General features: G+C 72.8%; 13 protein-coding genes. 10 read left to right on the forward strand and 3 right to left on the reverse strand.

The features are described from left to right. Positions 1–31: 31 nt before the first annotated feature. The 5 genes from AB0947_RS13135 (at position 32) to AB0947_RS13155 (ending at position 4116) form a co-directional block, all read left to right on the forward strand. On the forward strand, positions 32–628 hold the full coding sequence (locus AB0947_RS13135; RefSeq protein WP_014672878.1) for a TetR/AcrR family transcriptional regulator: 597 nt from the start codon (positions 32–34) through the stop codon (positions 626–628). A 70-nt stretch (positions 629–698) separates the two neighbouring features. After that, positions 699–1271, forward strand: coding sequence for a hypothetical protein (locus AB0947_RS13140; RefSeq protein ID WP_366750430.1), 573 nt, complete (start codon positions 699–701; stop codon positions 1269–1271). A 106-nt stretch (positions 1272–1377) separates the two neighbouring features. Continuing rightward, positions 1378–2535, forward strand: coding sequence for an acyl-CoA dehydrogenase family protein (locus tag AB0947_RS13145; protein WP_014672877.1), 1158 nt, complete (start codon positions 1378–1380; stop codon positions 2533–2535). A 46-nt stretch (positions 2536–2581) separates the two neighbouring features. Then, positions 2582–3463, forward strand: a complete 882-nt coding sequence (locus AB0947_RS13150) for an acyl-CoA thioesterase II (RefSeq protein ID WP_366750431.1) — start codon at positions 2582–2584, stop codon at positions 3461–3463. 257 nt (positions 3464–3720) lie between these two features. Next, a complete protein-coding gene (locus AB0947_RS13155) occupies positions 3721–4116 on the forward strand; it encodes a hypothetical protein (protein WP_366750432.1) in 396 nt (131 codons plus the stop codon). Positions 4117–4205: 89 nt separating this feature from the next. Here the strand turns inward: AB0947_RS13155 and AB0947_RS13160 are convergent, their stop codons facing one another. Continuing rightward, on the reverse strand, positions 4206–4994 hold the full coding sequence (locus AB0947_RS13160) for a phosphatase (protein ID WP_366750433.1): 789 nt from the start codon (positions 4992–4994) through the stop codon (positions 4206–4208). A 78-nt stretch (positions 4995–5072) separates the two neighbouring features. Further along, a complete protein-coding gene (locus tag AB0947_RS13165) occupies positions 5073–6677 on the reverse strand; it encodes a PucR family transcriptional regulator ligand-binding domain-containing protein (RefSeq protein ID WP_366750434.1) in 1605 nt (534 codons plus the stop codon). A 189-nt stretch (positions 6678–6866) separates the two neighbouring features. Here AB0947_RS13165 and AB0947_RS13170 point away from each other — a divergent pair, with 189 nt between their 5' ends. The 3 genes from AB0947_RS13170 to AB0947_RS13180 are packed head-to-tail and all read left to right on the forward strand — an operon-like array spanning position 6867 to position 11049. Further along, the gene (locus AB0947_RS13170) at positions 6867–8327 is read left to right on the forward strand and encodes a sodium:solute symporter (RefSeq protein WP_366750435.1); all 1461 of its coding nucleotides are present in this window, start codon (positions 6867–6869) and stop codon (positions 8325–8327) included. 56 nt (positions 8328–8383) lie between these two features. Next, positions 8384–9364, forward strand: a complete 981-nt coding sequence (gene speB / locus AB0947_RS13175) for an agmatinase (RefSeq protein ID WP_132786127.1) — start codon at positions 8384–8386, stop codon at positions 9362–9364. Beyond that, positions 9361–11049: a thiamine pyrophosphate-binding protein gene (locus AB0947_RS13180; RefSeq protein WP_366750436.1), complete on the forward strand. Its 1689-nt coding sequence runs from the start codon at positions 9361–9363 to the stop codon at positions 11047–11049. The genes speB and AB0947_RS13180 overlap by 4 nt, the downstream gene beginning before the upstream one ends. Before the next feature lie 24 nt (positions 11050–11073). Here AB0947_RS13180 and AB0947_RS13185 read toward each other — a convergent pair whose 3' ends face one another. Next, positions 11074–11433: a peptidase inhibitor family I36 protein gene (locus tag AB0947_RS13185; RefSeq protein ID WP_366750437.1), complete on the reverse strand. Its 360-nt coding sequence runs from the start codon at positions 11431–11433 to the stop codon at positions 11074–11076. A 308-nt stretch (positions 11434–11741) separates the two neighbouring features. On the opposite strand from AB0947_RS13185, the gene AB0947_RS13190 reads away from it, so the two are divergent. Both AB0947_RS13190 and AB0947_RS13195 read left to right on the forward strand, forming a co-directional pair. Beyond that, positions 11742–12665, forward strand: a complete 924-nt coding sequence (locus AB0947_RS13190) for a serine hydrolase (protein ID WP_366750438.1) — start codon at positions 11742–11744, stop codon at positions 12663–12665. 53 nt (positions 12666–12718) lie between these two features. Next, positions 12719–13756, forward strand: a complete 1038-nt coding sequence (locus AB0947_RS13195) for an esterase-like activity of phytase family protein (RefSeq protein WP_366750439.1) — start codon at positions 12719–12721, stop codon at positions 13754–13756. Positions 13757–13837: the final 81 nt, after the last annotated feature.

Raw genomic sequence — 13837 nt, forward strand, 5'->3', positions numbered from 1 at the left:
ACCGCTAACCTCGCTGTCTAGAATTGTCTGCATGGCCACCAGAACCGACGCCCCGACCCGCCGCGAGCAGATCCTCAAGGAGGCCGCCCGGCTGTTCGCCGAGCGCGGGTTCCACGGCGTCGGTGTCGACGAGATAGGCGCCGCGGTCGGCATCAGCGGCCCCGGCCTCTACCGGCACTTCCCGGGCAAGGACGCGATGCTCGCCGAGCTGCTGGTCGGCATCAGCGGGCAGCTGCTCACCGGTGCCAAGCGCCGGCTGGCCGAGGCCGACGGGGTCCCCGCGACCCGGATCCTCGACTCCCTGATCGAGGGCCACATCGACTTCGCCCTGGACGACCGCCCGCTGATCACCCTGCACGACCGCGAGCTGGATCGCCTGCGGGACAGCGACCGCAAGCTGGTGCGGCAGCTCCAGCGGCAGTACGTGGAGCTGTGGGTGGAGGTGGTCCGCGCGGTGTACCCGGGCCTGACCGAACCGGCCGCCCGCTCGGCCGTCCACTCGGTCTTCGGCCTGCTCAACTCCACCCCGCACCTCGGCCGCGCCGGCACGCTCCCCGGCCGGGGCACGACGGCGGCCCTGCTGCACCGCATGGCCCGGGGCGCGTTCGAGGCGGCCGGCGAGGAGTAGCGGACCGGGCTGTTCCCGCAGGTCAGCGACGTGAACTGATGTTCCCCTGCGCCGAGTGGAGGGGGAAGCCGTGGGAATCGGCACGGCCCGTGGGAAGAGGCGTACGAGAGCGCTGCGCGCGGTCGCCGCGCTCGTCGTCGCGGGGGCGCTGACGGCCGCGGCCGGGGGCGACCGGGCGCGGGACTACGCGCAGGGGCGCGGCCTGGCCGGGACCGGGAACGCCATCGGCTTCCCGCACGCCCGGGTCGGCACCGCGTACTGGGTGAGCATGCCCGTCCAGGAGAACGTCACCGGCCGGCCGCTCACGCTGCTGCGCACCGAGTGGCTGCACGTGCCGGCGGGCCTGCGGGTGCTGCGCTACGGCGTCGTCACGGTCGAGGAGACGGGCGGCCAGGGGCTGTTCGCCTCGGACGACGAGGACTTCGCGCGGGCCGTGCCCGGGGCGCGGGTGCACGCCGCCCGGCCGGTCCGGGTGCCGCCGCACGGCCGGGCGGACGCCTACGCGCTCGCCCGGGTGCAGGTGACCGGCCCCGTCCACGAGGACCTGTCCGGCTATCGCGTCTGGTACCGCCAGGGCGCCGTGGAGTACCGGCAGGACCTGGACTGGCAGGTGGGCCTGCGGCCCGAGGGCGACCGGGCGTGACGAGCGTTACGGCGGGATCCCCCTGGACGGGGTTCCGTACTCGCCGGTACGGTTGAGTGAGCAAGCGCTTAGACATGCCGATGTCAGGTACGTGGAGGTGGACGGCGTGCGCCGTACGGTGTTCAACGAGGATCACGAGGCGTTCCGGGAGACCCTTCGCGCCTTCATCGAGGCCGAGGTCGTGCCGGTGTACGACGAGTGGTTCGCCGCCGGCCAGGCGCCGCGCGACTTCTACTACAAGCTCGGCGAGCTGGGCATCTTCGGCATCAGCGTGCCCGAGGAGTTCGGCGGCGCGGGTCTGGACACCCATAAGTTCGAGGCCGTCCTCTACGAGGAGACCGCCCGCGCCGGCGTCCAGTTCGGCGGCTCCGGCGTACACGTGCTGCTCGCCCTGCCCTACATCAAGATGCTCGCCACCGACGAGCAGAAGAAGCGCTACCTGCCGAAGTTCGTCACCGGCGAGGAGATGTGGGCCATCGCGATGACCGAGCCGGGCACCGGCTCCGACCTCGCGGGCATGAAGACCACCGCCAAGCTCTCCGAGGACGGCACGCACTACGTCCTCAACGGCGCCAAGACCTTCATCACCGGCGGTGTGCACGCCGACAAGGTGATCGTCTGCGCCCGCACGGCCGCGCCCACCGCCGAGGACCGCCGCCACGGCATCTCCCTGTTCGCCGTGGACACCAAGTCCGAGGGCTACTCCATCGGCCGCAAGCTGGACAAGCTGGGGCTGCGCACCTCCGACACCGCGGAGCTGGCCTTCGTCGACGTCAAGGTCCCGGTCGAGGACCTGCTCGGCGAGGAGAACAAGGGCTTCTCCTACCTCGGCCACAACCTGGCCTCCGAGCGCTGGGGCATCGCCTTCGGCGCCTACGCCCAGGCCAAGGCCGCCGTCCGGTTCGCCAAGAGTTACGTGCAGGAGCGCACCGTCTTCGGCAAGCCGGTCGCCCACTTCCAGAACACCAAGTTCGAGCTGGCCGCCTGCCAGGCCGAGGTGGACGCCGCCGAGGCGGTCGCCGACCGCGCCCTGGAGGCCCTGGACGCCGGTGAGCTGACCCCCGCCGAGGCCGCCTCCGCGAAGCTGTTCTGCACCGAGGTCGCGCACCGCGTCATCGACCGCTGCCTCCAGCTGCACGGCGGCTACGGCTACATGAACGAGTACCCGATCGCCCGCCTGTACGCGGACAACCGTGTCAACCGCATCTACGGCGGCACCAGCGAGATCATGAAGACGATCATCGCCAAGGACATGGGCCTGTAAGGCCCCGGACACCGACACGCGATCACTGGCCGGTACACCAGGACACATGAGCCAGGCACTCCAGGACCTCCTCGATCTGCTCGACCTGGAGCAGATCGAGGAGGACATCTTCCGCGGCCGCTCCCGCCCCGCCGTCGTCCCGCGCGTCTTCGGCGGGCAGGTGGCGGCGCAGGCGCTGGTCGCCGCCGGGCGGACGGTCCCCGCGGACCGGCCCGCCCACTCCCTGCACGCGTACTTCCTGCGCCCCGGCGACCCGGGCGCGCCCATCGTCTACACCGTGGACCGCATCCGCGACGGCCGGTCCTTCACCACCCGCCGGGTGGTCGCCGTCCAGCACGGCAAGCCGATCTTCCACCTGTCGGCGTCCTTCCAGGCGTACGAGGACGGGCTGGAGCACCAGGCGCCCATGCCACCCGCGCCCGACCCGGTGACCCTGCCGACCTCCCAGGAGCGGCTGCGCGGCTACGGCCACCTCGCCCCCGACGTCGTGGAGCGGTTCCTCCAGGCGCGCGAGGCGATCGACCTCAGGTACGTGGACGAGCCGCCGTACGGGCGGTACGGCGAGCCGCGCGAGCCGCACTCCCAGGTGTGGTTCCGCACCAACGGCAAGCTCGGCGGCCCCGTCGACGAACCCCTGCTGCACGTCGTCCTCGCCACCTACGTCTCCGACATGACCCTGCTCGACTCGGTGCTGCTGGCGCACGGGCGCGGCGGCTGGGCCGTCGGGGACGTCGTCGGCGCGTCCCTGGACCACGCGATGTGGTTCCACCGCCCCTTCCGGGCCGACGAATGGCTGCTGTACGACCAGGAGTCACCGTCCGCGCACGGCGGCCGGGGCCTCGGCCAGGCCCGTATCTACACCCAGGACGGGCGGCTCGCCATCTCGGTCATCCAGGAAGGTGTCGTCCGGGTGCCGAGACGGCCGTGACCGGCGTGCTCTCCGAGATGACGCGTGACCCATGTGGGACTAGGCTCTCTGAGTGAAGGCCGCAGTGAACGGCATGCCCGGCAGACCCGAGTGTGAGGTGCCAGGCACCGTATCGGTTCCAACTGTCTGCGGTGACATCTGAAGACCGCGCCGCACTCTTCCCCTTTCGCAGCGGCGACGGCCATCCACCTCGCGTCTCCCCCAGGGAGCCGTGAGAGACGATGGAGATGGAAGGTATTCCTATGCGATCACAGCGCGTGAGGCGTCTTGTCGCGATTTCCGCCAGCGGCCTGCTGCTGGCCGGCGGAGCCGCGATCGGTACCGCCGGAACCGCCTCAGCCTCGACCCACAGCGACCGCGGTTCCTACAGCTGGAACTGGGGCGATGAAGACAACGGCTACGGCGGCTACGGCGGCGACCACGGCGGCGGCTATGGCGGCGACCACGGCGGCGGCTACGGCGGCGGTGACCATGGCGGTGGCGGCTACGGCGGTGGCGGCTACGGCGGTGGCGGTCACGGCGGTGGCGGCTACGGCGGTGGCGGTCACGGCGGTGGCGGCTACGGCGGTGGCGGTCACGGCGGCGGTGGCGGCGGTCACGGCGGCGGCGGTGGCGGTGGCCACGGCGGCGGCGGAGGTGGCGGCGGCCACTGAGCCGGCCACTGACTGACGACGTGCGGCCCCGTTCGCGGGGCCGCACCTCTTTCCGCGCCGGAGCGTGGGATCCCCGGCGCGACACGGTGTCAGACCAGACCGGCCGCGGCGAGCAGGTACGCGGTCATCGGATCGTAGTGACGCGGGCTCACCACATGGTCGTCCAGCGGGACGACGACCTGCACGGTGCCCTCGGACTCGGCCAGGAACAGCGCCGGGTCGTTGCAGTCGGCGTACCCGACGGAGTCGACACCGTGCTGCCCCGCGTACCCGGCCCAGCCGTGGTCGGCGACCACCAGGTCCGGCAGCGGGCGCCCCTCCCGCTCAAGTCCCGTCAGAATGGCCCGCATCGGCTCACCGGAGTGCGTGTGCCACAGCGTCGCCCCGTGCTCCAGCACGGCCACGTCCGCGAACTGCATCACGTACCCCTCGTCCGTCTGGAGCCCGTCCGGGATGACGGCGATCTCGCAGCCGGCGGCGCGCAGCGCGGCGGCCGTGGCCCGGTGGACGTCCAGCAGACCGCCCGGGTGCCCGGTCGCGAACAGCACCCGCTGCCGGTCCTCGGCCGCCTTGCGCAGCCGCGCCGCCATGCGGTCGAGGGCGTCCACCGTCAGCTCGGGGTCGATGGTGTCCTGCCCGTACCGGTACTCCGGGTCGTCGTTGACGCCCACCCGCTCGGCCATGACCGCGAGCACGTCCTGCTCGTCCGTCCAGCGGTCGCCCAGTTCCAGGCCGAGCCAGTAGTTGCGGACACCGTTGGCGAGCTGACGGTAGTGGGAGAGGTTGTTCTCGCGGGGCGTGGCGACGTCCCCCGCGATACGCGTGCGCACCAGGTGGTCGACGAGCTGGGCGCGGCTGGGTGTCCCGGATATCGGCATGCCTCCCATTGTGGGGCAGTGCCCGGCACGCGTCCTCGGCGTACCGTCCGCTGGGACGGGGGTCACCCACGGTCGCCGTCAGTCCCGGCGCAGCGCGAACCACAGCTCCATGCGCACGTCCGGATCGTCCAGGTCGGCGGCCAACAGGGCGGCGCAGCGGGCGATCCGCTGCCGCACGGTGTTGCGGTGCACGCCGAGCGCCACCGCCGTACGGTCCCAACTGCCGTGCAGGGACAGCCAGGTGCGCAGTGTGTCGGCGAGCGCGGCCTGCCCCGCGAGGGGGCCGAGCAGCGCACGGGCGTGGGTCTCGGCGTCCGCCCGCGGCACCAGGTCCGCCAGCGCGGGGCGGGCCGCGTGCCGGACCAGCGGGGTGCGGGTGGCGCGGGCCCGGGCCAGGGCACGGGCGGCCTGGGTGTCGGCGGCCGGCCACTCCCGGGGCCCGGCCGCGGCACTCACCCCGAGCGTCCAGCCGGGCTGCGGCCCCGGTTCCCGGTCCGCCGGCACCAGCACCCGTACGACGTCGCGGGCGAGGTCGACCAGCGGCGAGCCCAGGGCGGCGCCCAGCGCGGAGGCGGCGACCGCGTCCGGGGCCTGGACCTCCGGCCGCGCGTGCACCACGAGCCACTGCCCGGTGCCGAGCAGGGGCGCCACCTCCTCGGGCGGGGCGCCGAGCAGCAGCCGGACGAGCGCGGAGGACCGGGCGGCCCCGGCACCGCTGTGGTGCTCCCCGGTCAGCAGGGCCAGCAGGACGGCGGCGACGGAGGCGATGGTGTGGTCACCCGGGTCACGCCGGGGCGCGGCCACCCCGAGCACGAACCCCTCCCCGGCGCCGAGGGCGTAGACGGCGAGGTGGGTGGTGCCGTGGGTGTCGGTGGCGGAGGCGGGGTGCGGGCGGGGGGCCGGCGTGCCGGGTGTGCTCCGTGCGTGCCCTGTTCCGGCTGTGCCCTGGGCGCCCGGCGTGCCCGGCTTGCCCGGTGCGGAAGGGACCGGGTGCGGCCGGCCGCGGGGCACGGCCGGTGGGGGAGCGGCCGGGTGCCTGACCACGCCCGCCAGCTCCGCCAGCGCCGTCCGCGCGCCCTGCGGTGCCTCCCGGCCCGCGCCCGCGATCTCCGTGCCGTCGGGCCCGTAGAGCACCGCCCGGCCGCCCAGGCGCTGGGCCAGCTGGCGCAGCACCGAGGGGACCGGGTCCGGCCGGGAGGCGGCGGCCGCGAGACTCTGCTGCGCCTCGGTGACCCGGCGCAGCTCGGCCAGCCGGGCCTGCGCCATCAGCTGCCAGACCGCGCGGGCCACCCCGGAGAACGTGGTCTGCGGCGGGACCTCCAGCAGCGGCAGCCCGTACCGGTCGCAGGCGGCGACCAGGGCGCGCGGGACCGTGTCGTGCACGGGGGCCACCCCGAAGCCGAGGGCCGCGCCGCCCGCGGCCACGATCCGGGAGACGTAGTCGTCGAAGTAGGTGCCCGAGCCGGCCGCCTCGGGGATGTGCACCCCGGCCGTGAGCAGCAGCTCGCCGCCCAGCAGATAGGGGTAGGGGTCGGCCATCTCCGAGGTGTGCGCCCAGTGGATCACGGTCCCCGGGTCCGCGGGCCCGGCGATCTGCCGCAGCGCGAGGTCGTCCCGGGCCAGCAGCGCCTGGAGTGTGACCGGCGGGGTCGGCGGGACCGCCGGGGCGATCGTCTCGGGCATGGTGTGCGTTCCCTCCATCCCGCCCCGTACATATGGATGAAACGTACACTTCGCAGTCGCTTTCCGGCCACCTAGCCTCAAGGGGCACGGCAGCCGTGGGTACGGGCGGATGTCCCCGCGAGCCGCTGCCGGCGCATCTGCGAAGAACCTGCACGACACGCCACCGGACAGTGCGCGAAGGAGGGCCCCATGGCCGTCGACTACACAGTGATCGTCGTCTATCTCGCCGGCATGCTCGCCATGGGCTGGTGGGGCATGCGCCGCGCTAAGTCCAAGAGCGACTTCCTGGTGGCCGGCCGCCGCCTCGGGCCCGCCATGTACTCCGGCACCATGGCGGCGATCGTCCTCGGCGGCGCCTCCACCATCGGCGGCGTGGGCCTCGGCTACCAGTACGGCCTCTCCGGTGCGTGGATGGTCTTCACCATCGGCCTCGGCCTGCTCGCCCTCTCCGTCTTCTTCTCGGCCCGCATCGCCCGCCTGAAGGTGTACACGGTCTCCGAGATGCTCGACCTGCGCTACGGCGGCCGGGCCGGCGTGATCTCGGGCGTGGTCATGTGGGCGTACACCCTCATGCTCGCGGTGACCTCCACCATCGCCTACGCCACGATCTTCGACGTGCTCTTCGACATCAACCGCACGGTCGCGATCATCCTCGGCGGCGCCATCGTCGTCGCCTACTCGACCCTCGGCGGCATGTGGTCCATCACCCTCACCGACATGGTCCAGTTCGTCGTCAAGACCATCGGCGTGCTGCTCCTGCTCCTGCCGATCGCGGTCGTCAAGGCCGGCGGCTTCTCCGAGATGAAGGCCAAGCTGCCGACCGGCTACTTCGACCCGCTGGGCATCGGCGGCGAGACGATCTTCACCTACGTCCTGATCTACACGTTCGGCATGCTGATCGGCCAGGACATCTGGCAGCGCGTGTTCACCGCCCGCAGCGACAGGACCGCCCGGTGGGGCGGCACCGTGGCCGGAACCTACTGTCTGGCCTACGCCCTGGCCGGCGCGGTGATCGGCACGGCCGCCAAGGTGATGTACCCCAAGCTGGGCAGCCCCGACGACGCCTTCGCCACCATCGTCAAGGACGAACTCCCCGTCGGCGTGCGCGGGCTGGTCCTGGCCGCGGCCCTCGCCGCCGTGATGTCGACGTCCTCCGGCGCCCTGATCGCCTGCGCCACGGTCGCCAACAACGACATCTGGTCCCGTCTGCGCGGGGTCGTGCGGCGGGACGGCGACGACCACGACGAGGTCACGGGCAACCGCGTGTTCATCCTGGTCATGGGCCTGGCCGTGATCGGCACGGCGATCGCCCTGAACAACGTGGTCGAGGCGCTCACCGTGGCGTACAACCTCCTCGTCGGCGGCCTGCTCGTGCCCATCCTGGGCGGCCTGCTGTGGAAGCGCGGCACGGTCCAGGGCGCGCTGGCCTCCGTGATCGTCGGCGGCCTCGCGGTCATCGGCCTGATGGCCGGCTACGGCATCCTCGCCAACGAGCCCGTCTACTACGGCCTGCTGGCCTCCCTCGCCGCCTACGTCGCCGTCTCCCTGGCCACGAGGCCCACCGACGAGACCGTCCTCGCCACCTGGCGCGAGCGCCTCGCCGGACGCACCCCCGAACTCCCGTCCGAACCGGTCCCGGCTCACCAGTAGAGTCGCAGAGAAAGCAGTACATGCGCGAAGAAGCGCAAGGAAGAAGGCATTTCACCATGAGCAGCAACGAGACGCCCCGCGGCCCCGTCGACTCCTCCCGAGTCCCGCGGTACGCCGGTCCCGCGACCTTCGCCCGGCTGCCCCGCCTGGACGAGGTCGGCACCGCCGACGTCGCCGTCGTGGGCGTGCCGTTCGACTCCGGCGTCTCGTACCGGCCGGGCGCCCGCTTCGGCGGCAACGCCATCCGTGAGGCGTCCCGGCTGCTGCGCCCCTACAACCCGGCGCAGGACGCCTCCCCGTTCGCCCTCGCCCAGGTCGCGGACGGCGGCGACATCGCCGTGAACCCGTTCAACATCAACGAGGCCGTCGAGACCATCGAGGCCGCCGCCGACGACCTGCTCGGCACCGGCGCCCGGCTGATGACCCTCGGCGGCGACCACACCATCGCGCTGCCGCTGCTGCGCTCGGTGGCGAAGAAGCACGGCCCGGTCGCCCTGCTCCACTTCGACGCGCACCTGGACACCTGGGACACCTACTTCGGCGCCGAGTACACGCACGGCACCCCGTTCCGCCGCGCGGTCGAGGAGGGCATCCTCGACACCTCCGCCCTGTCCCACGTCGGCACCCGCGGCCCGCTGTACGGCAAGCAGGACCTGACGGACGACGAGAAGATGGGCTTCGGCATCGTCACCTCCGCCGACGTCTACCGCCGGGGCGCCGACGAGGTGGCCGACCAGCTGCGCCAGCGCATCGGCGACCGCCCGCTGTACATCTCCATCGACATCGACTGCCTCGACCCGGCGCACGCGCCCGGCACCGGCACCCCCGAGGCGGGCGGCATGACCTCCCGCGAGCTGCTGGAGATCCTGCGCGGCCTGGCGGGCTGCAACCTGGTGTCCGCGGACGTCGTCGAGGTCGCCCCGGCCTACGACCACGCCGAGATCACCTCGGTCGCCGCCTCCCACACGGCGTACGAACTGACCACGATCATGAGCCGCCAGATCGCGGCGGCCCGGAAGGACGCGGAAGCGAAGTGACCCACGACCACGACCTGGTACTCCGCCCGACGCCGGCGCAGATCACCGCCGCCCTGAACCCTCCCCCGGGGCGCAACGGCGGAGACCTGGTCGTGGAGACGCTGGCCGGGCTGGGCGCGACGACCGTCTTCGGCCTGCCCGGCCAGCACGCCCTCGGCATGTTCGACGCGCTCCGCCGCTCCTCGCTGCGGTACGTGGGCCTGCGGGTGGAGAACAACGCGGGCTTCGCAGCGGACGCGTACGGCAGGATCACCGGCGAGGCGGCGCCGCTGCTGCTCTCGACGGGGCCGGGCGCGCTGACGTCCCTGGCCGCGCTCCAGGAGGCGGCGGCGGCCAGCGCGCCGGTGCTCGCCATCAGCAGCCAGATCCCGACGGCGGGCCTGGGCGGCGGCCGGCACGGCTACCTCCACGAACTCCCGGACCAGGCGGCCTCGTTCCGGGGCGTGGTGAAGTCGGTGCACCCGGTCCGCACCCCCTCCCAGATCCCCTCCGCGATCGCGGCGGCCTGGAAGTCGGCCCTGACGGCCCCGCACGGCCCGGTGTGGGTGGAGATCCCGCAGGACGTGCTGCTGGCCGAGACCTCGCTGCCCGTGGTGACGGCGATGGACGCGACCCCCGAGGACCTGGTGCCGCGCCCGGAACTGACGGCGGTGGCGGCCGACCTGCTGTCCCGCGCCGCCCGTCCGGCGATCATCGCGGGCGGCGGGGTCGTCCGCGCGGACGCGTCGGGCAAGCTGCTCCGGCTGGCCGAGAAGCTCCAGGCGCCGGTCGTGACGACCTTCGGCGGCAAGGGCGCGTTCCCGTGGCACCACCCGCTGTCGCTGCAGTCCTGGCTGGAGGACCGGCACACGACGGACTTCCTGGAGGACGCGGACGTCCTGCTGGTGGTCGGCTCCGGCCTCGGCGAACTGTCCTCCAACTACCACACGTTCCAGCCCCGGGGACGGGTCATACAGATCGAGGCGGACCTCGGCAAACTGGAGTCCAACCACCCGGCCCTCGGCATCCACGCGGACGCCCGGCCGGCCCTCCAGGCGCTGCTGGAGACGGTGGAGGAGCGCACGGACGACTCCGCTCCCGAGCGGGTGCGGGACCTCCTGGCCCGCGTGTCCGAGCGCATCGCCGCCCAGGAACTGACCCTGGAGCAGGACGTGCTGGCCTCGGTCCGCCGCGCCCTGCCCGCCGGCTCCCCGTCCTTCTGGGACATGACGATCCTGGCCTACTGGGCCTGGTCCGCGTTCGACGCGCAGGGCCCGAACACCATGCACTCGGCCCAGGGCGCGGGCGGCCTCGGCTACGGCTTCCCGGCGGCGCTGGGCGCGGCGGCGGCCGACCCGACGCGCCCGGTGCTGGCGGTGTCCGGCGACGGCGGCGCCCTGTACTCCATCGCCGAACTGGCCACGGCCCGCCAGTACGACCTGAACGTCACCTGGCTGATCGTCGACGACGGCGGCTACGGCATCCTGCGCGAGTACATGACGGACGCCTTCGGCCAGGCGACGGCGACGGAACTGACCCGCCCGGACTACGTGGCCCTCGCGGAGTCCTTCGGCGTACCGGGGGTCCGCACCACCCCGCAGACGCTGGAACAGGACCTGGCGAAGGCGCTCGGCACCCCGGGCCCGTCGGTGGTCGTGCTCCCTGCCGTGCTCAGGATGTTCGCGCCGACGCACCTGGGCGGCTGACGCGCCCCACCGGTTCCGGCGGGGTCAGCAGCCGCCCGGTCCCAACCCGTCCATCCGGCCGCCGAAGTCGCCGAGGTAGCGGGAGCGCCAGTCGCCGTTGAACACGTCCCGCTTCTCCACCGGGCCCCAGTTGACGAAGCAGGCGCGGGTCGAGGCGACGAAGGAGCCCACGTGGTCGTGCAGGCTCGGCGGCAGGTCGCGGTAGCCGCTGCGGGCCGTCCACTCCCAGTACGCGCCGCCGAAGCCCTCACCGCTCCAGAGACAGACGGAGCCGTCGGGGCAGGAGGGCTGGGCGGCGCGGGCCGTGGCGGTCCCGGCGGGCACGAGTACGGCGGTGACGGCGAGGGCGGCGGCCAGCGTCCAGGCGCGGAGCTGCTGCTTCATGTGGCTCTCCAGGAAGGGGAGTCGGGACGCCCGGCAGTGCGCCGGGCATCGCCATGGTGGGGGCCGGCCGGCGGGACACGCCCGGCGGCGAGACCGCCTTCGCCGGTGTGAGGGAAGAAGTGGGACTAGTAGGACCGGGGGACCCGTACTTTCCTGCATGGCATGGCCCTGCCAATGGTGAGCAACTCCTCATCTCCGAACGCGCGTACAACTATCGACCACCCCGGCGAGTCCAGTGATGCAGCGCATGGGTGCGCTCAACGGCGTTCAGGGGGACGCCCGTACGACGTTCAAGGGGGAACTTTTCCATGACTCACCGGATATCCGGCCGGGCCGGCGTGCTCGCGGCCGCCGTCAGTGCCGCGCTGCTCGTGCCGGCGGTCACCGCCGCCGCCCCGGCCGCCGCGGCCACGCCCGCCGTGGCCTGTACGTCCGCCAAGGCGGGCCTGGCCGCCAAGCTGAAGAAGGACATCACGGCCGCCCTCACCAACCGCAAGGGCACGGTCGCCATCGGCCTGTACGACCGCAGCACCAAGACCACCTGCACCCTGCGGGCCACCAGTGCCTACGACTCGGCCAGCACGGTCAAGGTCACCGTCCTCGCCACGCTGCTGTGGGACGCGAAGAAGCACAACCGGTACCTGACCAGCACCGAGCAGTCGCTCGCCAAGGCCATGATCACCCAGTCCGACAACAACGCGACCAGCAAGCTCTGGAAGCAGCTCGGCATGACGAAGATCAAGGGCTTCCTGGCCGCCGCCGGGATGACCAAGACCGTGCCGGGCGCGAACGGCTACTGGGGCCTGACCCAGGAGAACGTCAACGACGAGCAGAAGCTCCTCGGCCTCGTCACCGCCAAGAACAGCGTGCTGAGCGACAACTCCCGCGCCTACATCCTGAAGCTGATGGGCCAGGTCGTCTCCTCGCAGCGCTGGGGCACCCCGGCCGGCGCGCCGTCCTCCGTCTCCGTGCACGTGAAGAACGGCTGGCTGCAGCGCTCCACGCACGGCTGGCGGGTGCACAGCCTGGGCACCTTCAACGGCGCCGGCCACGACTACACGATCACCGTGCTGACGCAGGACAACAGCACCATGAGCTACGGCGTCACCACGATCCAGAACGTCGCCAAGGCGATCCACAAGGACCTGGTGCCGACCACCAGCGGCGTCACCCGGTACACCCCGACCAGCCGCCCGCGCGAGGCGTTCGTCGCCGTGCCGCCGCGGGGCTGACCCCCCACGAGGCGGTCTCGCGCACGTCAACGGCGGGTCCTACGGTGTGAGGCATGCGCCTGAGAACCTTACTCGCCACCCTCACCGCCGGCCTGGCGACGGCCACCTGTCCGGCCGCCGCCGGGCCCGCGGCCGCCGGGCCCGCGGCCGGCGCCCCAGCGCGCCACGCCTGCTCGGCCACCGTGTCGGTCGACCGCTTCTCCGACGCGCTCGACAAGACCACGTACGAGGGCACCTTCGTCGGCAACTTCTCCGCCCTCGCGGTCGACCGGGACGGCTCGCTCGCGGCCCTGGCCGACCGCTCCTCGCTGTTCCGCCTGGACGCCCGTACGCTCCAGCCGCGGGAGGTCGTCCGCCTCGCCGACGAGAAGGGCGCCGACCTCGACTCCGAGGGCCTCGTCATCGACCGGGACGGCACCCGGCTGATCTCCTCCGAGACCGAGCCGTCCGTCCGCCGCTACTCCCGCGACGGCACGCTCCTCGAGCGCCTCCCGGTCCCGCCCGCCCTCCAGGTCGCCCCGGCCGGCCGCGCCACCGCCAACCAGACCTTCGAGGGCCTGACCCTGCTGCCCGGCGGCCACACCCTGCTGGCGTCCATGGAGTACGCGCTCGCGGGCGACTCGGCCGGCATCGTCCGCTTCCAGACGTGGACCCGCCACCACGGCCGCTTCACGCCCGGCGCCCAGTACGCCTACCGCACCGACACCGGCCTCGGCGTCCCCGAGGTCCAGGCGACCCCCGACGGCCGCCTCCTCGTCCTGGAGCGCGGCTTCACCGCCGGCGTCGGCAACACGGTCCGCCTCTACCTGGCCGACCCCCGCCACGCCACCGACACGAGCGGCATCGAGAACCTCACCGGTCAGCCGGAGGTCCGCCTGGCAGGGAAGACGCTCCTGGCCGACATCGCCGCCTGCCCCTCCCTCGGCGCCACGGCGAAGCAGCCCCAGCCCAACCCCCTCCTGGACAACATCGAGGGGATGACGATCACGGGCCGCGACCGCACCGGCCGGCTGAAGGTGCTCCTCGTGAGCGACGACAACCAGAACGCGGCCCAGACGACCAGGTTCTATTACCTGCGGGTACGCGTCTGACCGCGGCCCGCGGTTTGTTGCGGAGGGATGAAATCCGCATCGCCCGGCGTTGACGCCTTCCGGTAGAGCATGGCCGCAACC

The sequence above is a fragment of the Streptomyces sp. NPDC047841 genome, from assembly GCF_040704085.1.
In the GTDB taxonomy this organism is placed as follows: domain Bacteria; phylum Actinomycetota; class Actinomycetes; order Streptomycetales; family Streptomycetaceae; genus Streptomyces; species Streptomyces argyrophylli.

Excerpts from the sequence above, each read along its gene's own strand:
- AB0947_RS13135 (WP_014672878.1), top strand. The coding sequence starts at position 32 with ATGGCCACCAGAACCGACGCCCCGACCCGCCGCGAGCAGATCCTCAAG.
- AB0947_RS13150 (WP_366750431.1), top strand. The coding sequence starts at position 2,582 with ATGAGCCAGGCACTCCAGGACCTCCTCGATCTGCTCGACCTGGAGCAG.
- AB0947_RS13160 (WP_366750433.1), bottom strand. The coding sequence starts at position 4,994 with ATGCCGATATCCGGGACACCCAGCCGCGCCCAGCTCGTCGACCACCTG.
- AB0947_RS13165 (WP_366750434.1), bottom strand. The coding sequence starts at position 6,677 with ATGCCCGAGACGATCGCCCCGGCGGTCCCGCCGACCCCGCCGGTCACA.
- AB0947_RS13170 (WP_366750435.1), top strand. The coding sequence starts at position 6,867 with ATGGCCGTCGACTACACAGTGATCGTCGTCTATCTCGCCGGCATGCTC.
- speB (WP_132786127.1), top strand. The coding sequence starts at position 8,384 with ATGAGCAGCAACGAGACGCCCCGCGGCCCCGTCGACTCCTCCCGAGTC.
- AB0947_RS13185 (WP_366750437.1), bottom strand. The coding sequence starts at position 11,433 with ATGAAGCAGCAGCTCCGCGCCTGGACGCTGGCCGCCGCCCTCGCCGTC.
- AB0947_RS13190 (WP_366750438.1), top strand. The coding sequence starts at position 11,742 with ATGACTCACCGGATATCCGGCCGGGCCGGCGTGCTCGCGGCCGCCGTC.
- AB0947_RS13195 (WP_366750439.1), top strand. The coding sequence starts at position 12,719 with ATGCGCCTGAGAACCTTACTCGCCACCCTCACCGCCGGCCTGGCGACG.